General features: G+C 59.8%; 21 protein-coding genes. 14 read left to right on the top strand and 7 right to left on the bottom strand.

Translation table 11 applies throughout. The features are described from left to right. Together Q7L55_09780 and Q7L55_09775 are read left to right on the top strand one after the other, a co-directional pair. Positions 1 to 801, top strand: coding sequence for a biotin--[acetyl-CoA-carboxylase] ligase (locus Q7L55_09780; GenBank protein ID MDO8732838.1), 801 nt, complete (start codon positions 1 to 3; stop codon positions 799 to 801). Positions 802 to 826: 25 nt separating this feature from the next. Next, on the top strand, positions 827 to 1,342 hold the full coding sequence (locus tag Q7L55_09775) for a PH domain-containing protein (GenBank protein ID MDO8732837.1): 516 nt from the start codon (positions 827 to 829) through the stop codon (positions 1,340 to 1,342). On the opposite strand, the gene Q7L55_09770 is transcribed toward Q7L55_09775, so the two are convergent. Then, positions 1,339 to 1,872: a GtrA family protein gene (locus Q7L55_09770; protein MDO8732836.1), complete on the bottom strand. Its 534-nt coding sequence runs from the start codon at positions 1,870 to 1,872 to the stop codon at positions 1,339 to 1,341. The two genes, Q7L55_09775 and Q7L55_09770, sit on opposite strands and share 4 nt — an antisense overlap. A 72-nt stretch (positions 1,873 to 1,944) precedes the next feature. On the opposite strand from Q7L55_09770, the gene Q7L55_09765 reads away from it, so the two are divergent. Both Q7L55_09765 and purE read left to right on the top strand, forming a co-directional pair. Then, entirely contained in the window at positions 1,945 to 3,102 is a 1,158-nt protein-coding gene (locus Q7L55_09765; protein ID MDO8732835.1) for a 5-(carboxyamino)imidazole ribonucleotide synthase, read from the top strand. A 10-nt stretch (positions 3,103 to 3,112) separates the two neighbouring features. Further along, a complete protein-coding gene (purE, locus tag Q7L55_09760; GenBank protein ID MDO8732834.1) occupies positions 3,113 to 3,604 on the top strand; it encodes a 5-(carboxyamino)imidazole ribonucleotide mutase in 492 nt (163 codons plus the stop codon). 12 nt (positions 3,605 to 3,616) lie between these two features. On the opposite strand, the gene Q7L55_09755 is transcribed toward purE, so the two are convergent. Beyond that, the gene (locus tag Q7L55_09755) at positions 3,617 to 4,936 is read right to left on the bottom strand and encodes a UDP-glucose/GDP-mannose dehydrogenase family protein (GenBank protein MDO8732833.1); all 1,320 of its coding nucleotides are present in this window, start codon (positions 4,934 to 4,936) and stop codon (positions 3,617 to 3,619) included. A gap of 50 nt (positions 4,937 to 4,986) precedes the next feature. Here Q7L55_09755 and Q7L55_09750 point away from each other — a divergent pair, with 50 nt between their 5' ends. The 5 genes from Q7L55_09750 to Q7L55_09730 are packed head-to-tail and all read left to right on the top strand — an operon-like array spanning position 4,987 to position 10,706. Beyond that, entirely contained in the window at positions 4,987 to 6,624 is a 1,638-nt protein-coding gene (locus tag Q7L55_09750) for a hypothetical protein (GenBank protein ID MDO8732832.1), read from the top strand. Next, positions 6,621 to 7,634: a glycosyltransferase family 2 protein gene (locus Q7L55_09745; GenBank protein MDO8732831.1), complete on the top strand. Its 1,014-nt coding sequence runs from the start codon at positions 6,621 to 6,623 to the stop codon at positions 7,632 to 7,634. The genes Q7L55_09750 and Q7L55_09745 overlap by 4 nt, the downstream gene beginning before the upstream one ends. Then, positions 7,631 to 8,551 (top strand): hypothetical protein, encoded by a 921-nt coding sequence (locus Q7L55_09740; GenBank protein MDO8732830.1) that lies wholly within the window; start codon positions 7,631 to 7,633, stop codon positions 8,549 to 8,551. Before Q7L55_09745 ends, Q7L55_09740 begins: the two co-directional genes overlap by 4 nt. Then, positions 8,548 to 9,624: a CDP-glycerol glycerophosphotransferase family protein gene (locus Q7L55_09735; protein MDO8732829.1), complete on the top strand. Its 1,077-nt coding sequence runs from the start codon at positions 8,548 to 8,550 to the stop codon at positions 9,622 to 9,624. Before Q7L55_09740 ends, Q7L55_09735 begins: the two co-directional genes overlap by 4 nt. Beyond that, the gene (locus Q7L55_09730) at positions 9,621 to 10,706 is read left to right on the top strand and encodes a glycosyltransferase (protein ID MDO8732828.1); all 1,086 of its coding nucleotides are present in this window, start codon (positions 9,621 to 9,623) and stop codon (positions 10,704 to 10,706) included. Before Q7L55_09735 ends, Q7L55_09730 begins: the two co-directional genes overlap by 4 nt. A 5-nt stretch (positions 10,707 to 10,711) precedes the next feature. Here Q7L55_09730 and Q7L55_09725 read toward each other — a convergent pair whose 3' ends face one another. Then, complete coding sequence (locus tag Q7L55_09725) at positions 10,712 to 11,407, bottom strand: phosphocholine cytidylyltransferase family protein (GenBank protein ID MDO8732827.1); 696 nt, start codon at positions 11,405 to 11,407, stop codon at positions 10,712 to 10,714. 178 nt (positions 11,408 to 11,585) lie between these two features. Between Q7L55_09725 and Q7L55_09720 the strand changes: the two genes are divergently transcribed. Next, positions 11,586 to 12,389: a CDP-alcohol phosphatidyltransferase family protein gene (locus tag Q7L55_09720; protein ID MDO8732826.1), complete on the top strand. Its 804-nt coding sequence runs from the start codon at positions 11,586 to 11,588 to the stop codon at positions 12,387 to 12,389. Continuing rightward, entirely contained in the window at positions 12,386 to 13,252 is an 867-nt protein-coding gene (locus tag Q7L55_09715) for a glycosyltransferase (GenBank protein ID MDO8732825.1), read from the top strand. The genes Q7L55_09720 and Q7L55_09715 overlap by 4 nt, the downstream gene beginning before the upstream one ends. Before the next feature lie 23 nt (positions 13,253 to 13,275). Here the strand turns inward: Q7L55_09715 and Q7L55_09710 are convergent, their stop codons facing one another. Further along, positions 13,276 to 14,673 (bottom strand): LCP family protein, encoded by a 1,398-nt coding sequence (locus tag Q7L55_09710; GenBank protein ID MDO8732824.1) that lies wholly within the window; start codon positions 14,671 to 14,673, stop codon positions 13,276 to 13,278. Positions 14,674 to 14,878: 205 nt separating this feature from the next. On the opposite strand from Q7L55_09710, the gene Q7L55_09705 reads away from it, so the two are divergent. Further along, a complete protein-coding gene (locus Q7L55_09705; protein MDO8732823.1) occupies positions 14,879 to 18,058 on the top strand; it encodes a SpoIID/LytB domain-containing protein in 3,180 nt (1,059 codons plus the stop codon). 13 nt (positions 18,059 to 18,071) lie between these two features. On the opposite strand, the gene Q7L55_09700 is transcribed toward Q7L55_09705, so the two are convergent. Further along, positions 18,072 to 18,791 carry a TIGR03089 family protein gene (locus Q7L55_09700; protein MDO8732822.1) on the bottom strand — a complete coding sequence of 240 codons (720 nt, stop codon included), beginning with the start codon at positions 18,789 to 18,791 and terminating at the stop codon, positions 18,072 to 18,074. Positions 18,792 to 18,846: 55 nt separating this feature from the next. Between Q7L55_09700 and Q7L55_09695 the strand changes: the two genes are divergently transcribed. Further along, positions 18,847 to 19,923 (top strand): NDP-sugar synthase, encoded by a 1,077-nt coding sequence (locus Q7L55_09695; GenBank protein ID MDO8732821.1) that lies wholly within the window; start codon positions 18,847 to 18,849, stop codon positions 19,921 to 19,923. A 2-nt stretch (positions 19,924 to 19,925) separates the two neighbouring features. Here Q7L55_09695 and Q7L55_09690 read toward each other — a convergent pair whose 3' ends face one another. Next, entirely contained in the window at positions 19,926 to 21,281 is a 1,356-nt protein-coding gene (locus Q7L55_09690; protein MDO8732820.1) for a coenzyme F420-0:L-glutamate ligase, read from the bottom strand. A 3-nt stretch (positions 21,282 to 21,284) separates the two neighbouring features. Next, a complete protein-coding gene (cofD, locus tag Q7L55_09685; GenBank protein ID MDO8732819.1) occupies positions 21,285 to 22,289 on the bottom strand; it encodes a 2-phospho-L-lactate transferase in 1,005 nt (334 codons plus the stop codon). 242 nt (positions 22,290 to 22,531) lie between these two features. Between cofD and Q7L55_09680 the strand changes: the two genes are divergently transcribed. Continuing rightward, positions 22,532 to 22,765: a WhiB family transcriptional regulator gene (locus tag Q7L55_09680; GenBank protein MDO8732818.1), complete on the top strand. Its 234-nt coding sequence runs from the start codon at positions 22,532 to 22,534 to the stop codon at positions 22,763 to 22,765.

The following is a 22,765-nucleotide window of genomic DNA, read 5'->3' as shown; positions in this document are numbered from 1 at the left end:
GTGACCGATCCGGATGCGCGAACTGCCCTGGACATGCCCGCCTTGATTGCCGACTTGCAGGCAGCAGGCTGGGCCGGCCCGATACCTACTCTCTTGGACACTACTGAATCAACGAACAGTGATGTCGCGCGGCTTGCAGAGGCCGGCGCGGTTGAGGGCTCCTGCATCGTGGCCGAACACCAATCGGCAGGCCGGGGCCGGCTGGATCGACAATGGGTCAGCCCACACGGTGCCGGGCTCTGGATGTCAGTTCTGGTGCGCCCTGCAGACATGCCTCGCTCAAGTTGGAGCTGGCTGCCGCTGCTGGCCGGACTCGCATCGGCAAATGCAATCCGCTCGGTGACTGGAGTCCAGGCAGAGGTGAAGTGGCCCAATGACCTCGTGGTCGTCGATCACAGTTCTCGCAAGCTCGGTGGGATTCTGAGTGAGGCTCATGGTGATGATGCCGTTGTCGTGGGCATTGGGTTGAACGTTTCGATGACTCGGGCCGAGCTGCCCGTTCCAACTGCTACGTCGATCACCCTTGAGGGCGGCAGCGCGGGACGCGAAGCCTTGCTTGCCGCCGTGCTCGGCAATTTTGCTCGCTGTCTGGCGCGCTGGAGGGCGCAAGACGCGCAGTTGTTTGTCGAATATCGCGATCTCTGCGCGTCGATCGGCCGGGTGGTCGAGGCCACTCTGCCCGATTCAGTAATCGTCCACGGACTCGTGCTTGATGTTGATGACAACGGACAGTTGATCGTCGATGACGGCACCGCGAACGTGATGGTCACCGCAGGCGACGTAATTCATGCCAGTATTTAGACGTAATTCATGCCAGTATTTAACTGTGACGTATCCAGCAAAACTCTTGGCGCCGGGCGAATCCATCGTCTATGAGCTCCGGCCACATTGGCGCGGGCTCATCATCCCGATCTTTTCATTTCTCGTTGAGGTCTTCATCCTGACCGCTCTATTCCTTTGGTCTGATGTCTCATGGTTCCGATGGGCTCTCGGCGCGATATTCGTCGTCCTGGTCGTGTGGAGAAGCGTGATCCCCTTTTTGCGCTGGATCACGACCGAGTATGTCTTCACTGATCGACGCATCATCGTGCGGCAGGGGCTGCTCACCAAGGAAGGCCGCGATATGCCGCTGGCCAAGACGAACAACGTCACTTTCCGCCAGAGCATTCTTGGGCGGATGCTCAACTATGGCGATCTGGACATTGATTCAGCCAACGCTGATGGGAGCTTGATCGTCAAGGACGTCACCAATGTCGAAGAGATACAACGAGATATCTATCGGCTGCAGGAAGAAGATGACACTCGTCGTCGACGCAATGGTGGCGAGTCCGGCCTCAGCTAGATGAGCGTGGCAGCGTCGCGTTCGGCGACCTCCTGGTCGGCCGGATTTCTTGGCACTAAAGGGAATACCCATTTGCGATAGCTCCAGAATCGGAACATCGTGCCCAAGCCAAGCCCGATGACGTTAGCGCTGAGGTTGTCGGCCAGCGCGCTGGTGAAGCCCAGGACGTAGTGACTGAGGTAGAGGCAGCCAATGGCGATGAGCATGCCAACGCCATTGAGCAGGAAGAACATAGCGAGTTCGCGGCTCATATGCGTGCGACCGCGATGACGGAAAGTCCAGTACCGATTGCCGAAGTACGCAACCATGGTGGCAACTGCGACGCTGACGATCTTTGCGCTGATCGGACGATCAAACATCGGGCCCTGGCCGCCTGCGAAGCGCAGATAGTTGAACAGGCCAATGTCGACAACGAGAGCTGAAAGACCCACGAGCCCGAACTTGGCCACCTCGCGGTACAGGGCGCGAAATTGATCGAGGAAACCGATCGCTGCCCGCACGACTGCAGGCCGCTGGTCGGTTGATGGCATTAATGCAGCATACCTATGCATTTTGAGCGACTTGACGATTCTGCGGCCATCAGCCGCCGGTAGATTGGGGCAGTGACGCAAGCAGATGGTGCTCCCACTGTCGGGATGATTGGTGGAGGCCAACTTGCGCGAATGAGCGCCGAAGCCGCCACCGCCTTGGGCATCGGATTTCGAGTACTTGCGGCGTCTCCTACGGATCCCGCGGCGCTGGTCGTGCACGATGTTCACATTGGTGCGCACGATGATCCAATTGCCGTCTCGGCATTCGCCGAGGGCTGCGATGTCGTCACCTTTGATCACGAGCATGTGCCCACCGCAATCTTGGAGGGACTGCTTGCCCGGGGGATCGCGGTGCGACCCAGTCCCAGTGCGCTGGCCCACGCCCAGGACAAATTGCAGATGCGGGTCGCGCTCACCGCGATCGGCGTTCCATGCCCGGCCTGGTCGCAAGTGCTTGCATCTGCTGACGTTGAGCACTTCGCGCAAAGCCATGGCTGGCCGGTCGTGCTGAAGACTTCGCGTGGCGGCTATGACGGCCGTGGAGTCTGGGTTGTGCGCAGTGCCGACGAGGCAAGTGCCGTCATGGCAACGCCGCTGTTTGCAGAATCCTTCTGGTTGGCAGAGCAGTTCGTGCCATTCACGCGGGAGCTTTCAGCTCAGGTTGCCCGATCACCGCATGGGCAAGCCGTCGCTTACCCAGTCGTGCAGACGACGCAAATCAATGGCATCTGCGCCGAAGTCATCGTTCCTGCGCCAGAGCTCAGAGAGGAACTCGCGCTCGAAGCGCAGAACATCGCCCTACGAATTGCGCGCGACCTTGATGTGGTCGGGATGCTTGCTGTCGAACTCTTTGAGACCTCGGACGGACTTGTCGTCAACGAGCTTGCGATGCGACCGCACAACTCCGGCCACTGGACCATCGAGGGCGCAGCTACCAGTCAGTTTGAAAATCATCTCCGGGCGGTGCTTGACCTGCCGCTCGGTGATCCGCGCATGCGCGCGCCACATGCCGTGATGGTCAACGTGCTCGGGGGATCCGTTGGCAATCTCTACTCCGCATACCGCCACGTGTTCGCGCGAGATCCGGAGATCAAGGTGCACCTGTACGGCAAGGAAGTTCGCCCCGGTCGCAAGGTTGGTCACGTGACTTTGCTTGGGGAGGACGCCGACGCGTTACTGGTGCGCGGGCGCCATGCAGCAGACTACTTCTCTGGCGTTATCGATGAATGAGGGAGAGACCATGGCAGATCAGCCGTTGGTGGGCATCTGCATGGGCAGCGACTCAGACTGGCCGACGATGCAGGCTGCAGCCGATGCACTCGATGAGTTCGGCGTGGCCTATGAGGTCAATGTCGTCTCCGCACACCGCATGCCGCACGAGATGGTCGAATACGGTGCAACTGCAACTGACCGCGGTCTGCGTGTGATCATCGCTGGTGCCGGCGGCTCGGCACACCTGCCCGGCATGCTGGCAGCGCTCACTCCGATTCCGGTCATTGGCGTTCCCGTTGCCGTTGGTTCCCTTGACGGCATGGACTCACTTTTGTCGATTGTTCAGATGCCTGCTGGTGTTCCTGTTGCAACTGTGGCGATTGGCAATGCGCGAAACGCTGGCTTGCTCGCGGTTCGTATGCTCGGCATCGCCGACCCCGAGCTCATGAGCTCGATGGTTGATTTTCAGCGTGAACTGAATGCCTCGGCCAAGATCAAGGGTCAGAAGATCAAGCGTTAGGTTCTTAAAGAGTTAGGCGTTTGGTCGGCCCAAGGCTCGATAGCTGAAGCCAGCATTTCGCCAAGCATTCGGGTCCAGGATGTTGCGGCCGTCAATGAGGTTTCTCTCGCGCACAACGGCGGCGACTTCGACCGGATTCAATTCGCGGTACTCAGTCCACTCCGTGCCATGCAAGATGAGATCGGCGCCAGCAAGCGCTTTGATCACATCGGCCTCGTAGTTCATATTCGGATAGACCTTGGCGGCATTGACTAGCGCCTTGGGATCATGCACGACTACACGAGCACCGGCATTGCTCATCGCCACAGCAACGTCGAGTGCGGGTGAATCGCGCACGTCGTCGCTGTTCGGCTTGAAAGCCGCTCCGAGCACGGTCACCGCCTTGCCTGCGAAGCTGCCGCCGAGGATGGCTCGAGCCAGATCCACGACATGTGAACGTCTGCGGAGATTGATCTGGTCGACCTCGCGCAAGAACATGACCGCATCTTCAGCGCCAAGTTCACCGGCGCGGGCCATGAAGGCGCGAATGTCCTTGGGCAGGCAGCCGCCACCGAAGCCAAGGCCAGCGGACAGGAAGCGATTGCCAATGCGGGGGTCGTAACCGATCGCCTCGGCAAGTTGCGCGACATCCGCGCCAGCTGCCTCACATACCTCGGCCATGGCATTGATAAATGAGATCTTGGTGGCCAAGAAGGAGTTGGCTGCAACCTTCACGAGTTCTGCGGTGGGGAAATCCGTGACCAGGAACGGGGTGCCAATGGCGATCAGAGGTGCGTAGACCTCTCGTAGACGATCCTCGGCCTCTTGGCTTCGCACGCCGACGACCAATCGGTCAGGAGTGAGGGTGTCCTCAACGGCAAAGCCCTCGCGGAGGAACTCCGGGTTCCACGCCAGCTCAACCTCGGACACTGCCACGGCCTTCAATCGCTCAGCGATGAGCGCAGCGGTGCCGACGGGCACCGTTGATTTGCCGACCACGAGCGCACCTGGCCGCAAATGCGGGGCAAGGGCTTCAATCGAGGACATGACCTGGGACAGATCAGCACGCTGAGCACCGGCAAGCTGCGGAGTTCCCACACAGATGAAGTGGATATCGGCGAAGTTCGCGGCCTCGGCTATGGAAGTGGTGAAGTTCAGCCGCCCGGCTTCGATATTGCGTTCCAGCACCTCGTCCAGCCCGGGCTCGTAGAAGGGCACATGACCGCCCTGCAGGGTGGCGACCTTGGCTGGGTCTACATCGACTCCGATGACCTCGAAACCCAATTCCGCCATACAGGCAGCGTGGGTTGCCCCCAGATAGCCGGTGCCAATGACGGAGAGTCGCAAAGTCATGCCGCAAGGCTACCGACGCGGCCACCGCCTGCCCCTCTACGCTGACCTCTGTGAGCAATCCGGTAGCAGTGCTTCGTGACCAGGGCCGCAAGATCAAGCGCGGACCGATCCCGGGCTTGCCCGAAGGCCTCACGCTCAAGATCAAGCCGAAATCGTGGCTGGTGAAAGCCGCTGGCGTTGATTCCTTGCAGCAGTTGGCCGTGATGGTTATCGGTGGACCTCCAATCACCCGTGTCGATGTCCGAATCTCGGTGTGGAATCCGCCCAAGGGATGGACGGGTGCCCCTGTGCTGCCCAATCTCTCTTCGGTCTGGCTGCATGGCCATGGCAAGGGAATCCTGCTTGAACTTGTCGTAGCCGAGGCAATCGATCCCGGACTGTTGCTGGCCGCGGCTGCTCGCATGTTGCAACCGATGGCGCCGCTGGGCATTGGTCCGATGTTGAGTTTCGCTCCTGGCCTGCCAGCCGAGGCAGCCTCGCTCGTCGCTGATCTGCACGACGTGGTGCAGCCCTCCGAACGAGCCAATGTGCACCTTCGCCGAAGCGACACTTTGGTGGCGTCGTCGGCTGTCTCGGTCGATTCGATCGAACGTGCGCGCACGGTCGTCATTGATGACTCGCGCACGACTTGGTCAGTTGATGGAGTCGACCACGAGGTGCATGTCAATCCGCTCGTCCATCGGCCGCTGGGCCGTGCCTCCACTGGCCCATGGGAATTGGGAGACGCCTCTGTTCAAGTGGGCGAACTCGTCATCGAGGGCCCAGGGATCCATGTCCGGACTGACCAGGATCTCAATCAGGCCGAGGTGCTGGAACTGTCCGCCATCGGTGGAGTCCGGTGCAATGTGCCGCTTCCCGCACGCTGGCAGGCGCAGTTGGAAGCCTGCGGAATCCTTGCCCGCCATCAAGTTTTTCCGCTGGATGACATGGACTGGCTGGTGCAATCGGTGCACGCGCGTCGGCATGTGCTGCGTGTGCACTCTCCTGCAGCAGCACTTGATGCCTGGCCCAGCGTCAGCATTATTTTGATGACGCACCGGGATAGGTTTGTCGATCACCTCGTCACTCAGCTTTCGCAGATTCGCTATCCAAAGTTGCAGATTCTCATTGGTTTGCATGGCGTGCAGATCGATCACTCCAGGTTCAGAGCGATTCCGGGCGATGTCCAGGTCATCGATATCAGTGGCGAGGTTCCATTCGGAACGGCACTTCAGCAGTTGAGCCAGCGAGCTGATGGCACCTTGATCAGCAAGATGGACGACGACGATTTCTATGGGCCCGAGCACATTTGGGATCTGGTGCTGGCGCGGATGTATTCAGGCGCGACCCTGGTCGGCAAAGCTCTGGATTGGATTCACGTCGAGTCTGCCAATGCGACGGCTTTCCGTCCCGAATACCCCGCCGAGAGTTATGCGCCATTCATCGCCGGCGGAACCGTGCTGATCTCCCGTGCTGATCTGGATGCCGTGGGTGGCTGGCGCCCGGTGCCGAAATCGGTCGACCGGGCCCTGATCAATCGGGTTCGCGACACGGGTGGCGCTATCTATCGCACCCATGGTTTGGGCTACCTCTATGAGCGGCGCGGTGAGGGGCATACTGCCAATGCCGTGGAGGAGCATTTCCTGACCAAGACCACGCGAACCTACGAGGGCAGGATTGAACACGAGGTCTTCGGGACGAGTGCATGACCCAGGCTCCGCTTGGGGAACTTCCGAAGGTCAGCGTGATTATGCCAGTGCTCAATGAGGAGCGGCATCTACGCGAGGCAGTGCTCCAAATTCTGGCTCAGGATTATCTGGGTGAAGTGGAAGTCGTGATCGCTGTCGGGCCATCCAAGGACGCGACCATGCAGGTTGCGCGTGGCCTCGTTGCTGATTTTGACTCTGTGCACGTCGTTGAGAACCCGAGTGGCAAGACTCCAGCGGCGTTGAATGCGGCAATTGCCAAGGCTACGGGCGAGGTTGTGGTGCGCGTTGACGGTCACGCGCTCATTCCGAACGATTACGTCGCCCGTGGAGTTGCGGTTCTTGAGCAGACCGGTGCTGACAACGTCGGAGGCATCATGGATGCCATCGGATCCACCCCCTTCGAATCAGCGGTAGCTCGTGCGATGACTTCGCGCTTTGGCGTGGGAGGTGCGGCCTTCCATGTTGGCGGCGAACCGGGTCCGGCGCTGACGGTGTACCTGGGTTGCTTCCGCGCCGAAGCACTTCAACGAGTTGGGGGCTACGACGAGAGCATGGAGCGAGCGCAGGACTGGGAGATGAACCTGCGCATTCGCCAGACCGGTGGCGTGGTGTGGTTCACGCCGCAGATGCGTGTTGAGTATCGACCAAGGGCTAATGCTCGAGCCTTGGCTCGGCAGTACCACGACTACGGACGTTGGCGACGCGAGGTTGCTCGTCGCCACCCCGAGACAATCTCCTTGCGCTATCTCGCCGCGCCGGTGGCTGTGATCCTGGTCGCCCTTGGTCTTATTGCGGGTGCAGTCGGCTTGGCATTGGGCGTGAGTTGGCTCGCACTTCTCGGGCTTGCGATGCCAGTGGGGTATCTGCTTGGCAATCTCCTTGCATCAGTGTCAAGTGCGCTGGGAAGTCCGCGGCTGAGTCTGCGCGCGGCATTTGCACTGCCGGTGGTCTACGGCGCCATGCACGGCGCTTGGGGCCTGGGCTTTCTTCGCGGAGCGCGCGGCGCATGAAACTTTTCCGCAGGCACAAGCGGCGCTGGTCAGTGGTGACGTCTGCTCCTGCCGGATCAGCTGGTGAGCAGTGGGGGGACACCTGGTTTGCTCGCGATCTGGTGGCTGCCCTCAATGAGCAAGGTCAGAATGCAAAGGTCATCGCCCGCAATCGCGCACACGCTCAAGAGCGTTCTGACGACGAAATCGTCGTAGTACTGCGCGGCCTCAATGAAATTACCCCGCGCAAAGGCCCGGGCGCCTTGTGGCTGCTGTGGGTCATTTCGCATCCGGAATTGGTGAGCGAGCAAGAGGCAGCTGGCTATGACACGGTCTTTGCTGCGAGCAAGCATTGGCAGCCAGGATTTGTCGATGCGGTGCCATTGCTGCAGGCGACGAACCCTCGACGCTTCACTCCTTCGGCAGCTGCTCCCGACTCCGGGGAGGAACTGCTCTTCGTCGGCTCCACGCGCGGACAATTTCGACCCGTCGTCCGCGATGCCCTTGCCGCTGAACTTCCACTTTCCCTTTATGGGGTTGGCTGGCAGGAATACGTCGGCACTGATCGCATCAGCGGGGATTTCTTGGCGAATGATCGACTGCCAGCGGCCTATGCCGGTGCTCAAGTAGTACTTAACGATCACCATCCCGACATGGCCGAACTCGGTTTCCTGTCCAATCGACTCTTTGACGCCACAGCAACCGCGACTCGCGTCATCAGTGATCGTGCACTGGGTCTGGAGGAGGTCTTTGACGGATTCGTACACACCTACGCGTCAGCGTCTGAACTGCACTCGCTGTTCACCGATCGAGATGCAGCCTTCCCGCCCTATGAGGCCCGCCTTGAGTTCGCTCGCACCATTGCGCAGGAGCACAGCTTCTCGGCCCGAGCCAGCGCGCTCATTGCACATGCGGAACAGTTGCGGAATTTGCGATGACAAAGATTGTCGACGGATCAAAGGCCACAGTGCACGCAGGTCCAGTGAGCCGAGCAGCAGGAGTCGCCTATTCGCTGGCCCGGCTGCTGCCCTTGAGCAACAGGATCTTGATTGATGTCAACAGCCAACGCCCGGTGGACTCGGCCCTGTCATTCCTGAGTGCCCGATGGAGGACGCAGCACGCAGGCATTCGTCAGGTCGTGATCACACCGAGAGTCAGAGACAGCTGGCGGCACTCTTGGCATCTTGGCCGCTCGCGTTGGTTGGTGACCAACGAATTGTTCTTCAGCCGTCTGCCCAAGCGCGAGGGTCAATTCATGTTGGTGGCAGTGAATGAACAGCCCCTTGTTCGCAGTGGACGAGACAACCCGGACTGGGTACTGCAGCCAAGCTCGGAGCGTCGACCCTCGAGGTCGCAGGTCGACCGGTGGGATCTCGTCGTGACATCGAGTCCATTCGCGACGCAGGTGCTTCGCTCATCGAGTGGATATGTAGGTGAGGTGCTCGAGGGAGTCTCAGCGTTTGCTGACGCAAGTGCTACTGCACTGGATGATCCACAATTGCGGATTCGTCTTGCCTTGAATCCGAATCTGCCAGTCGTGCTGTGTGCCCTCGCGTCATCGACGAGCGCCATGCAGGCAGAAGCGCTCGTGCAGGCATTTGCCGGGCGTATGCAATTCAGGTTCGTCACTGATGACGGATCTCGAGTTCACAGCTCTCAGGTCTTTGACGATCTGCCCTCGTGGTGTGCCGCTGCGGACCTGCTGGTGACCGATTGGTCGAGCTTGGCCATGGAGTTTGGCAGTCTCCAGCGCCCGATCGTTGCCTTCCAGCCTGACCACCTTGATGTGGTTCGGCGTCGCGGAACATACCTGGATCTCCCAACCGTGTTGCCCGGTCCAATGGTTACCACGATGAGCGAACTCTTCGAGCAACTCCAAGTGTGGCTCGCCGATGGCGATGCCGGACTAAGTGAATTTGGTAAGCGATCCAGTGCCTTTTCTCAGTTTGGCGCTCCGCCCAAGAGCGTGGCTGCAGAGCGCATCTGGCAGTCATCGATGGGCTCGCGATGAAGCAGCGATTGGTGTTGCTGGCCAACAACGTCGACGAGATTGGCGGAGCCCAGAGGGTCGTCCACGCGCTTGCCTCGGGGTTTGCTGATCGGGGCCACGATGTGACGGTCATCGGAATCGAACCGCGCGAACCGCGTTCGGACTTCTCCGCAGCGAACTATCGAGTTGAACGACTGCTCGAGGCTGCCTATGACAAGGAGGAGGGGCCAGAGCTGCAGGCGCAGCGGTTTGCCGCGCAAGCCAAGCTGCAGTCAATTCTTGATAGTGGCCCCCAGGGATTTATCGTCACCGCTCAGGTCTGGGCAATGGAGCACATCGCGCGCTGCAATATTGATGGCTGGCGCACGATCGGGCAGTATCACTCGTCATTCCAGGCGGCCAGCTTTGGCCCAGACCTTCAGCGGATCCTAGATGCCTACAGCGAGGCTGATATCTTCCTCGCATTGACTCAAGCCGATGCGCGGCTGTTCACTGCCGCCGGTCTCAGCAACGCCTCGGCAATGGCGAATCCACTGCCTCGCTGGCCCGAGGGCATGGCCGATTCTCACTCGAAGACCATCACCTATCTCGGCAGATTCTCTGCGGAGAAGGCACCGATGACCCTCATTCAGGCTTGGCGGATCCTGACCGAGCAAGGAGAACTGCCTGAATGGGAACTGCAATTCGTCGGCTCAGGCCCGCACGAAGGTCAGATTCGCGATGCCGCGGAGTTGCTTCCTCGTGTGCAGGTTTGCGAGCAGGTTGCCGATCCTTATGCAGTTCTGGCTGCCACCGGAATTCTTGCGGTGCCATCACTGGTGGAAGGCCTGCCACTGGTGATCATGGAGGCCCTTGCCTGCGGTGTCCCTGTTGTAGCCAGCGACTGTTCTGCTGGAGTTCGGGAACTGCTCGCCGAAGAAAGCTGTGGGGTGCTGGTGAACCGCGGGGACTCTGCTGATCTGGCTCGCGGATTGCTCGCACTCGGCAAGGATTCAGATCTGCGCACCGCAATGGCCAGCCGCGGCCCGACGCACATGGAGGGATATCGGCTCGAGCGCATTCTTGATCTTTGGGAGCAGGTCTTCACTGACGTATTGCGTTGAATCGCCTAGAGGTGTTTATTGGCTCGGGAGAGGTCTTCTGCGAAATCAATTTCAACCACAAAGTATTCGGTGATGTCCAGAGGTAGCACTTGCAGTGATTCCTTTTCGATGCTGATCTCGATCCCACGCTCGAAGTAGTCGCTGTCCTGGCAGGCCTCCAGGCCGCGAATCAAGGCAGCGCGATCAGTTCGGCTGATGTAGTTGATGCCCACAGCCTCGCCGAGCGCAGGGTTGACTTGCTTGGAAAGCGCATCGATGAAGCCGTTGGAATCGATGGTGTACTTCACCTCTTCTTCGGCCACTGCGGCAGTGTTCACGCAGACGAAGGATTGATCGGCATCAATCAGGGTCTTTGCTCGTTCCAACACCATTGGGTCGAACACGACGTCGCCATTGAGCCAGAGCACACCACCGTCGGAGACCTGACGCAGCGCCTTCAACAGGCTGCGATTGGTGTTGGTCTGGTCGAAGGACTCGTTGTACGCGTAGGAGACATCCGGAAAGGCCTCAAGGATCGATTCGAGCTTGAAACCCACAACGATCAGCACGCGCAGTTGCTCGCCGAACACCTGTTGCAGATTGTCCAGTTGCTGCCTCATGATGCTGCGCCCATCAGCAAGTGGGGTCAGTGGCTTGGGCCAAGGTTGCTTGCCAAGCCGAGTGCCCATCCCTGCGGCCAAGATGACTGCCTGGTAATTCACGTCAGCGCCTTCCGGTGGTTGCCCGCTGCTGGGCTGAGCACTCAAGGGAGCACCGTTTTGGGTGCTGCCCGGAGTGGTCACAGTGATCATGACTGGCAGTGACCTATCGTAACGGCGTGCTCTCTGCCCAAGGATGCTTCGACTCTCCGGCAAGCCGGGCATGCGCGATGGAGATGCTGTGAGCGATCCCGAACGTCCGACTCATCCAACGGTCGCTCAGATCCGCGAAGTCTGCCAGCCACCAGCAATTCGCGGTCGTAAGAACTCTGAGCACTGGGTGGCCGATGTCTACCTTCGCGATATCTCGCCGTACCTGACTCGAGTGCTCTTGCGCACCCCCATCACGGCGAATCAAGTCACTTGGTTGATGGTGGCCACGGGTGCATCTGCGGCTCTGTGTGTCTTGATCCCCGGGATTCTCGGCCCGATTCTGGCCGTACTGCTCGGACAGATGCAGATGCTCTGGGATTGCTGTGATGGTGAGGTTGCCAGGTGGCGCCGGAAGTCCTCGCCCAAGGGTGTCTTCATTGACCGTGTTGGTCACTACACCACTGAAGGTCTGATTCCCATTGCGCTGGGCATGCGCGCTGCGGGTTTCCCGGACGCCGGTTGGACGAATTCAATCTGGCCATTCCTGGGAGCGCTGCTGTCCGTCATTGTTTTGTACAACAAGGCCCTGAACGACATGGTGCATGTCTCGCGCGCATACAACGACCTGCCCAAACTTGTCGACAAGGAAGAGGTAGGCGTTCCCCAGAACTCGGGCCTGCGCAGCCTGCGTTCTGTGGCGCGGTTCATTCCCTTTCACCGGGCCTACCACTCAGTTGAATTGACCTTGCTGATCCTGGTCGCCGGGATTGCCGATCTCTTTGTCGATGATCTGCAGGCAACGCAGATCCTGCTAGTCGCGCTTGTGCTCTTTGGCGTAGTGACGATTGTTGGGCACCTGGCCTCGATTCTGTCCTCGGGCAAACTTCGATGAGCCTGCCCAAACTTGGCGTTGTTCTGCTGACGATGGGCAGACGGCCCGAAGAACTCGCGCGCGGTCTTGCTTCGCTGCAATCACAAGTCGGTGTGGAGTTGGACATCGTGGTGGTGGGCAACGGCTGGCAGCCGGTAGATCTTCCAGCCGCAGTCAAGGCGCTTTATCTGGAGCACAACTTGGGAATCCCGGCTGGAAGAAACGCTGGCGTGGCAGTGGTCCAAGGCGAATTGCTGTTCTTCCTTGATGATGATGCTGCGTTGGCTGATGCACATTTCCTGGCAACGATCGCCCAGAGATTTGCCGCAGACCCCCAGTTGGGCTTGCTTCAACCGCGTGTTGTTGATCCCGCAGGCTTGGCGGCTCCGGCGCGGTGGGTGCCTCGACTGCGCGTTGGTGATCCAGCCGAGCCCGGACCAGCGACCTCGCTGTGGGAGGGCGCAGTGGCCATTCGCCGTGATCTCTTTGATCGCATCGGTGGCTGGCCCGATGAGTTCTTCTATGCTCACGAAGGCATCGATCTGGTGTGGCGAGTCTGGGACGAGGGCTTCACCCCTTGGTATGCAGGTGACCTCGAGGTGCACCATCCAGTCATTGATCCGGCTCGACATGTGGAGTACTACCGACTCAATGCGCGCAATCGGGTCTGGTTGGCGCGCCGGAATCTGCCCTTGGTCTTGGAGCCGATCTATGTTGGCACCTGGGTTGGAATGACCCTGTTACGCGTTCATGATCGCCAGGCTCTGCGCGCCTGGTTCGGTGGAATGTCCGAAGGCATGCGGGTGCGCCCGAAAGGTCGTCGCGTGATGCATTGGAGCACTGTGTGGGCGATGACGAAGGCTGGTCGTCCGCCCGTCATCTAAAGCGCTGCGTCGCCTTGAGCCAGTTAAGAAGCGCAGAAGGATTCATCGCCAGTGTTGAGATTTGAGTACACGTCACCGGCCGCGGCACTGATGACCACTGGCTTGATTGAGGTGAAATCCGGCCCGATCGTCAAGGTCATCCGCTGGCCCTTGCCGGTTGCGTCTGCTTTGGCACTCGCGGCCCATGTCAGGGTCTTTGCACTGGTATCCCACTTCGGATCGAAGGTCACCGTCGTAGCCGTCACAGGTGCTGGCGCGTTGCCGACGCCCTGCACGCGGTAACCCTCTGCCTTCAGTTGCTTGGCCACTTTCTTTGCCAGGCCCTTGGTGGCCGTGCCGTTTAAGACGTCGATGTAGATGCCCGATGGTGGCGTTGAGAGAGTCGGCTGGCCGGTGGTCGTCTTCGGTGGGTAGGCAGTGTCGTTGATCATTGCCTTCCACACCGGACGAGCCTTCTTCACGTTCTCAACCACATTCGCTCCATCGCCCGCTGGCTTCCAGGGCATGGTTAAGAAGGTGATGTCGGCTGGGCGAATGTCCTTCATGGACAACGCCAATTCCTTGAGGTTCTGCAGATCAGCCATTTGCGGGTTCGCCGTCAGCGACTCTGTTGCGGCATTGAGCAAGCCGATCAGCGAAGCAGGATTCAGCAGGGTTCCGCTGGAGAGCACCTTGCGAGACAAGGACGAGATGAACGCTTGCTGGCGACGAATGCGAGAGGTGTCCGAGCCATCGCCCAAAGTCTTGCGAGCGCGCACGAAAGCCAGGGCTTCATTGCCGGTGACCAGGTGCTTGCCGGCGGAGAGCTTCAGTCCGCTCTTGGGATCATTCACCGGCTTCGCCAGACAAATCTCGACTCCGCCAATGGCATTGACAATTTTCTTGAAGCCCCCGAAGTCGACCTTCACGAAGTTGGTGATGTTCATTCCTGTCATCTCATTGACGACTTTCAATGTGCACCCCGGGCCACCGAAAGTGAAGGCCTCGTTGAACTTCACGTTGGTGCCGCTGACGGTCTTTCCCTTCTTTGTGCACGAGTAGCTAATCAAGGTGTCGCGGGGGATGCTCACCGCAACTGCGTTGCCGCGGTCGGCACTGACGTGCAAGAGAATGGCGGTGTCTGAACGCTCGCCACCGAATTGCCCCGGCTTTCCAAAGCCGCCGTTGCCCTTGCCGGTGCGCGAATCGCTGCCAAGAATCATCAAGTTGAGCGGCTTCATGTTGCCGTTCTCGTCAAAGACCAGTGGGGAGTTTGCGTCGGTCGTACCGAGCTCTTCGCTGACATCCAGAGTCGTGATATTGCCTTGCAATTGCCCGATCAGGTGGTTGACCCCTGCGCCAATGACGGCAGTGACCAGGACGGCTCCAGCGGCAATAGCGGCCAGGATTCGCGGCCAGCGGCGGCGGGAAGAGCGGGGCATGAATTCCTTCGGTCTGATGGGGGTGCGGATCATCGTAAGTCGCGGGAGCCTGAGTTACCGTGGCTAGGACGGCGTGTTGACCCAAGAGGTTCCCGTCGGCAGTCCATATGTGATGGATGTGACGCATGAGGCGTGTGATGATGGTGGTTCGCCGACCGCCGTGGCGTGGTGACGGTTTGTCCGATTTCGGCCAGAAGGGGATCCGATGGTGACTGGAGTCAACCCTCGGCGACCCCTGATCTGGTGCACCAGCCTCGCGGTGCTGGCCACCGGCTTGATTCTTCCGGTTGCCCAATGGCCCACTGCCGAACGCTCTGCAGTGACGCCAACGGAGCAATCGATCACGCTGACCGGAGTAGATCCGGGAGCTGTCAGTGACTCAGCAATAGCCATGGCATCTTGGTCAGGTGACGGCCTCGTGCAGGCTTTGCCGCTGGCCAGCCCTGCTCGCGTCACTACTGCTGCTGTGAGCACGGTTGCTCCATTGCGACCAGCCTTGGCGACTCGAACCATCGACACACAAGATTTTGGGCTGGTCGCCGTCACTGCTGATTCGCCACTTGATGAGCGAACTCGCGTGCTGGTGCGCGTGCGCGAATCAGGACAGTGGTCCAGTTGGGAACAACTCGAACCAACCGATGATCGCCCGGACCCAGGCTCCGCCGAAGCTGCAGCCGCTCGCTATGGCACGGCACCACTGCTGACTGGTACTGCCGACGGAGTCCAAGTACGCATGGATACGCCCGATGGAATTAAGCCAGCGAATGCCCAAGTGGTGCTATTCGACAATCCAGTTGTGAAGCAGGACGCTGACTTGCCAGATTCCATGGCAGATACCGGCCCCATCGCAACAGTGGAGGCTGCGACTTTGGGGGCCCCACGGCCAACGATCATCAGCCGCGCCGAGTGGGGCGCCGATGAATCCCTGAGACGTGGAGCCCCGAGTTACGCCGGCACGATCAAAGCAGCGTTTCTTCATCACACTGTGACAACCAATGACTACACGCCGGAGCAGGCAGCGCAGCAGGTTCGCAATCTGTACTCGTACTTCGTCAAGGGCCTGAAGTACTCCGATATGGCTTACAACTTCATCGTCGATCGATTCGGGCGCCTATATGAAGGTCGCGCCGGCGGCATGGATCAAGCCGTCGTCGGTGGTCACACCGCTGGCTTCAATCAGGACACCTTCGCCGTGTCGGCTCTGGGCAATTTTCAAACTGCGGCACTTGCACCGGAGCAAATGAATGCCATTGACGATGCCGTCGCTTCGCTCTTCGCGTGGAAGCTCGGCCTGAATCATCGCGATCCGAATGGCACGACGCCGCTGATCTCTGATTCGTCCGCTGGTACTTCGAAATACAAGGCTGGGCAGATTGCCACGGCGATGGTGATCGGCGGACACCGAGACATTGGTTCAACTGCCTGTCCAGGCAAGTACCTCGAACCACAATTGCCAGCTATTCGTGCAGCAACAACAGCCAAGCTAGGTGTCACTGCTGTGAATCCAGCGGTCAGTGCACCTGTGCCGTGGGGCGCGGGACAACAACTCGTTGTCAGTGCGACGACCAACGCGCCACTGACGTGGACCATGAGCATCGCTTCGCGATGCGGAACAGTCGTGCGTAATCTCTCAGGTACTCAAGCGGCAGCCGGCGCACTATCAATTGGCTGGGATGGTCTGGACAGCACAGGAGCGCAAGTACCTCCTGGCGCCTACACCTTTGTGCTGAATGGCACGAGCGGGGCCGACGCCATCTATCCCTGGACCGGCACCGGGGTCATCAGCGCAACGGCGAACTCGCCAATTGATCCTTGCGGCCCACCAGATTCCTTCTCATTGACCGGAAGCGGCTATGGGCATGGAGTTGGCCTTTCGCAATGGGGTGCCTATGGCATGGCCAAGGAGGGCTTCGACGCCAGTTCAATCGTCGCCCATTACTACCCGAACACTTCGGTCGCGCCAGTCCAAGATGACATGGACATTCGCGTGAATCTCTTCTATCGAGTGGCGACGGCACGGATGCGCGCAGAAGCACTTGACGCTGGTGGCGGAGCAATTGAGGTGACAGTTGGCGCGACTGTCGTGGCCGGTGGTCCCAACGACGTCTTCACATTCAATGTTGCTGGAGGCGCCGTGAACGTGCAGCGAACCGTGAATGGCCAGACGAGTTCGATTGGCACCGCCCCTTCAGCCACTGTGAAATGGGCGGGCACCAGAGATGCTGGATCTGCTGTCGGTCCGACTACTGCTGCCAATGTGATCGGGCCAAACGGCTCGTTCACGACCCCGGGCCACCGCTACCGCTACGGAAAGATGGAGGTCATTGCAACCTCCTCACCGAACGGTCCGCGCCTGAATGTCGTCAATCAACTCCGCCTGCATGATGAGTATCTGTACGGCATCTCCGAAGTCTCCAGTTCGTGGCCAGATGCTGCAATGCAGGCACAGGTCATCGCCGCTCGTTCCTACGCAATGGCCAAGATCGCTGCCGGAGTACGCAAAGCATGTGATTGCCATCTTGATGATGGCAATGGCCCATTCGGCGACCAGTTCTTCGTCGGCTGGGCGAAAGCCAGCAGCGCCAAGGGCGATCGATGGCTTGCGGCCGTGAATGCGACCTTGGGCTCGGAGACCACGGGCATCGCAGCGCTGTACAACGGACAGCCGATCAGCGCCTTCTACAGCGCATCCACGGGTGGAATCACCAACAGCTCAAAGGATGTATGGGGCGGGGACCTGCCCTATTCGACCAATGTCGATGACCACTGGTCCTTGAGCCCTGACAACCCGAACGCGAGCTGGACAGTCAATGTGCCGCAGGCAGCTATGGCTGCAGCGTTTGGCGTGCCCGCTGTCTGGAAGGTTGCCGTGGCCGAGCGGCTCGCGTCGGGAGCGGTGCGAACACTTTCCGGAACCATGCAAGATGGTTCACAGCGCACGATCTCAGGCGACACAATGAGATCCAAGCTCGGCTTGAAATCTTCATACATCAACGCAGTCAATGGACAAGCAGTTCCGGGCGCACCGACAATCACTCCCGGCGCAACTCCAGCTCCGGCTCCCACGACAGCGCAACTGCCAGCCGCGGCAGCAACGATCACCATGGCCATCGGCCCGACGAGCAAGCCAAAGGCCGGCACCTCGTTGAAGTTCAAAGGTCGAGTTGTTCCCGCCGTGGCTGGGCTGGTGGTGCAAAGGCAAATGAAGGTCGATGGCGTCTGGCAGCTCAAGGCGAGTACGACAACGAAGCCGAATGGGCACTACCGCTTCACGATCAAGAAGGCGGTGCCGGCCGGGGCGCAATATGAATACCGTGTGGTGGCGCTGCAGAACGGCGCTGAAATCGCGTCGAGTGCTTCGGGGATCATCAACATCCGTAAGTAGTTACTTCCGAAAGCTATTGCCAAATTCGAGTTGTGCCCTCGCGCTGTGCGGTCTGCTCTGAATCCTGCCCGTCACACAAGACCACGGCCCCAGCGCCGACAAGCGGGTGCAGCGCTGGAATCACCCACGAGGCGAATGCACTCGTTGACGCGCGGTTCAGCAAGATGCGTGCGTCGGTGCCGTCGTGTTCGACTGCCCACATCAAGGCTTGCTTGCGCGTCAGCGCCAATCCATCGAGGAGTTCAATAGCCGGACCGTCGCCACCGACAGGCTCCACAAGCAATGCGTCAGGTTGCATTCGACAAAGACTGGTTGCATCGACCACCGTGTTCGGCAGCCCCTTGTCTACAAGCCCTAGTGGATGCAGTGAGACCACCCACGGTTCTTCTGCATCTGTGCAATTCAGCGCTGAGTCCAAGTCGGCCACAAGCAACTCGCAATCAACGGGATCACCATGCTCGACAATCACTGCGCCTACCGTCCAGGCAGCCAGAGTCCACACCACTCGCTGCCAATGCCAGGGCAGATGCATCGCGATGCGCGCGCCCGGTTCAAGCTCGGCTTCAGTCACCAATGCGCCAGAAGTCTTCGCGATGGCATTCAGCAATGAGGTGCCGGAGAGCTCGGTGCGATTTCCCTCGTGATCGATCGACGTCAGGAAGGGAAGGCTCGGTTGGGTCCTGGCTCGATGAACGACAAGTGGCCAGATCGAACCATCCAGGAGAAGTGCCATGCGGCGAACCTAATGCTTGCTACCTGGCACTCCGGGGGTGTGGCACAGTTGCCGAATGACTGAAGCAGTGCTCCTTGTCGGAGGGCAAGGCACTCGCCTTCGCCCACTTACGATCAACACCCCCAAGCCGATGCTGCCCGTCGCTGGAGTGCCATTCACTGTGCATCAGATCACGCGCGCGCGTGATGCCGGTGTCACTCGCATCGTGCTCGGTACGAGCTACAAGGCCGAGGTCTTCCGCGAGTTCATCGAAGGCAGTGATCTCGGCATCGAGATCGTCATCGCCACCGAACCTGAACCTCTTGGCACCGGCGGCGCCATTCGCTTTGCCGCACGACACCTGAATTCTGGTCCAGAGGATTCTGTGCTCGTCTTCAATGGCGACGTGCTGTCCGGCGTTGACATTCAAGCCCTTGTCGCGCATCACGAACAGAGCAAGAGTGATGTGACTTTGTACTTGACTCCTGTAGACGATCCTCGGGCTTATGGGCTTGTGCCTACCGATAGAACTGGCCGCGTGACTGCATTTCTGGAGAAGCCGACCACTTTGGATGGCATCGTCACCAATAACATCAATGCCGGCTGTTACGTCTTTCGTCGAGATGTCATCGACCGAATTCCGGCTGGACGCGTGGTGTCGGTGGAACGAGAGACCTTCCCAGACTTGTTGGCTTCAGGCGCCTTGGTCTCTGGCGTGGTCGACGGCGGTTACTGGCTTGATCTGGGAACTCCATTGGCCTTTGTACAGGGCTCCCGCGATCTGGTGCTGGGGCTCGCACCTTCGCCTGCAGTACCGGTGCATGGCGATGTCCTGGCGATGGAAGGCGCAGTGATTGCCGACTCGGCGAATGTGCACGGCGGATCTGTCATCGGACGCAATGCAAGCGTGGCTGAAGATGCAGTCGTGAACGGTTCAGCGGTCTTTGACAATGCCCGCATTCTCGCGGGCGCCCGAGTCAGGAACAGCATCATTGGCGTCGGTGCGGTGATTGGCGAGGGTGCGCATCTCGACGGGGTGGTGGTGGGCGATGGTGCGGTGATCGGCGCTCACAACGAATTGCTTACTGGAGTGCGCATCTGGCCAGGTGCCGTGATCGGCGACATGGCCATCCGCTTCTCAAGTGACGGCTAGGCCTAATCGAAATTGATGATGGAGTTCTTGGGATCGCGAGGGTCGCGACTATTTGCTTCCGCGGCGGGGTAGCCCACAGCCAAGGCGCCCAGGGGCTGGTAGGACGCTGGCAGGTTCAGTACTTGCTGCACGATATCCGCGCAGAAGATGGTGGAAGAGATCCAGGCTGATCCGAGGCCATCGGCGGCCAAGGACACCATCAGGTTCTGCATTGCCGCGCCACCCGCGACCATGAACAGATCTCGTTCAGCAGCATTGCGTTTCGCGTCGGGGTACAGGTGCGCTGCCCCTGCCATTTCCAGAAAGCCAAGGACAAGTACTGGTGCGGTTCGCAGGATGTCTCCGCGGGCAACGCGAGCGGCGATGGCGGCTTCATCGATTCCTTCGGTCGCCCGAAGATCCTGAACCCATTTCTCGGTCATCGCTTGCAATAGCTGTGCGCGAATAGGTTCATTGCGAAGAATCAGGAACTGCCATGGCGTGGTGTGATGCGGCGCAGGAGCGGTGATCGCACTTGCAACTGCGTCGAGCAATGCAGCGTCGGGAACGACCTCACCAGTGAACTGCCGGATGGTCCGTCGATTGGCCGCTGCTCCGCGTTGTCCCGCCGTGATGGCCTCGGCCGTGCCGAGGGTGAACATGTCCTCGTCCAAGGGTCTAATCAAATCTGCGGCTGAACTTTGCGTTTGTGCCGAAACGTAGAAACCAAGCCCGCGAACAACAGCGACGGGACATTCGCTCAGTTTTCCTTTGACGAGATCGGCAGCTGCGGCGATTTCGTCGGCGATCGCAATCACCGTCATCTCGAGTGTGCGGCCGAACTTGTCCACGCGCCCAGTGTGATCATCGAGAACAGTGAGCCCAGCAGAGCCAATTGCCACGTCGGTGACCCCCATGCGCCAAGGACGTCCCATGGTGTCCGTAATGATCACGCCAAGCTCGCGGCCCAAGCCGAGGTTCAGCGCATCCATCAAAGAGTGCGCTGATGCATCGGGATGCTCCGGCAACAGCACGATGTGCTCGGATTCAACATTGCTTGCGTCGACTCCCGCAGCTGCCAGGACCAGGCCGTGCTTGGTCTGCACGATGCGCGTCTGGCCACCTGGATGGCGCTTGGTGGCCACAACGCGGACGGTCTCGGCCGCAATCGCTTCATCTCGAGATTGTGCTTCGACAATTCGGCCTTCGGCCTTGGCCACCACTTTGCTGGTGATGACCACGATGTCGCCGGACTCGAGCCCGGATGAGCCATCTGGCCATTGCAACGAGGCCAGGGCCGGGATGAGCAGTTCAGCGAGGTCGTCGCCGGGTTGAAATTCAGGGAGTCCGGTCACCGGAACCAGGCTGAGCGATGTCACGGCTCAGCCCACCAGAGCAAGGGTGGCGGCAGCGAGTGCCGTGGTGGCCTTCGGATCGGACATCAACAGCGGGGCTGCGACCACGCGAATGCCCGCCGCGGCGATATCTGGAGCACTTGCCGAATCCTCGTCGGCAATCAGCCATGCATCGAGGTAGCCACCGGCACTGCGTGCTCCGTAGTGCAAGGCAACAGCTGCCGCTGAGGTCGCTACGCCGATAGCTTCCAGACAGGCGTCTGCCATGCCGCGCACCGGCGCGCCTCCGATGATGGGGGAGACCCCAACGACTGGAGCACTTGTCGCGCGAAGAGCCTCAGCGATGCCTGGCACTTGCAAGATTGCGCCCACTGAGACAACCGGGTTGCTCGGCGGCAGTATCACCAGGTCGGTTTCCAGGATGGCTTCGATCACTCCCGGTGCGGGCTTGGCATCATCGATCCCGATCATCACAAAGGCGTGAGCCGTGAGCTGGGCGCGATGTCGAATCCACCACTCCTGAAAGTGGATGGCAATCCGGCCTTGCTCGGGGACGTCAACGACCACATGAGTTTCGGCTCGCTCGTCGCTCATCGGCAGCAAGGTGACGCCTGGCTGCCAGCGATCGCAGAGTGCGGCTGTGACCTCAGAAAGTGTGAAGCCTGATTGCAGTGATTGAGTGCGAATCAGGTGCGTGGCCAGATCGCGATCGCCCAAGCCAAACCACGTGGGCTCCACTCCGTAAGCGGCCAGCTCATCTTTTACAGTGAAGTGCTCGTCCTCGCGGCCCCAGCCGCGCTCGGCGCTGATGCCGCCGCCCAGGGTGTACATCACTGTGTCCAGATCAGGGCATACGCGCACTCCATGCACCCAGATGTCATCGCCTGTGTTGCCGATAACCGTCACCTTGGTGTGGCTGCCGCCTTGGCCATCGGGATTGCTTGCCCGCAGATGGTCGAGCAAGCCGACCAGAAAACGAGCCCCGCCGATGCCACCGGACAGGACAGTGATGCGCGAAGGGACGGGGTTCATGAGTGCATCCTGCCAAGCGCCAGCCCCTGCGCGCGCGTCGCCTTGGCAGGGGACATTTGGGTCGTTTTTCGGCGTGTCGTGTTAATTCTGGGAAAACCATGTCTGATATGCCGGATTTCAGGTTGACGCGAGCAAATCACAACGATGTAATACGGCCTCAAGACAATTGCAATGTTCCAGTAAGGGTCGAGGAGGTCGGATTCGTGACCGACAGCATTCCAGCAGGGCTGACCTTGCTTCCGATGACCGAGGTCGAAGAACTCGGATGGCAAGAGCAGGCGCTCTGCGCACAGACTGATCCTGAAGCATTCTTCCCTGAAAAAGGCGGAAGTACACGTGAAGCCAAACGTGTCTGCCTGTCGTGCGAGGTACGTGTCGAGTGCCTGGAATATGCCCTTGAACAGGACGAGCGATTCGGTATTTGGGGCGGTCTGTCCGAGCGGGAGCGCCGCCGCTTGAAGAAGCGCGCCATCTAG

The organism is Actinomycetota bacterium (genome assembly GCA_030650795.1).
Taxonomy (GTDB): Bacteria; Actinomycetota; Actinomycetes; order S36-B12; family S36-B12; genus UBA11398.
Note: the sequence above shows the minus strand (reverse complement) of the source record. Positions and strands in the feature narration are given on the sequence as shown.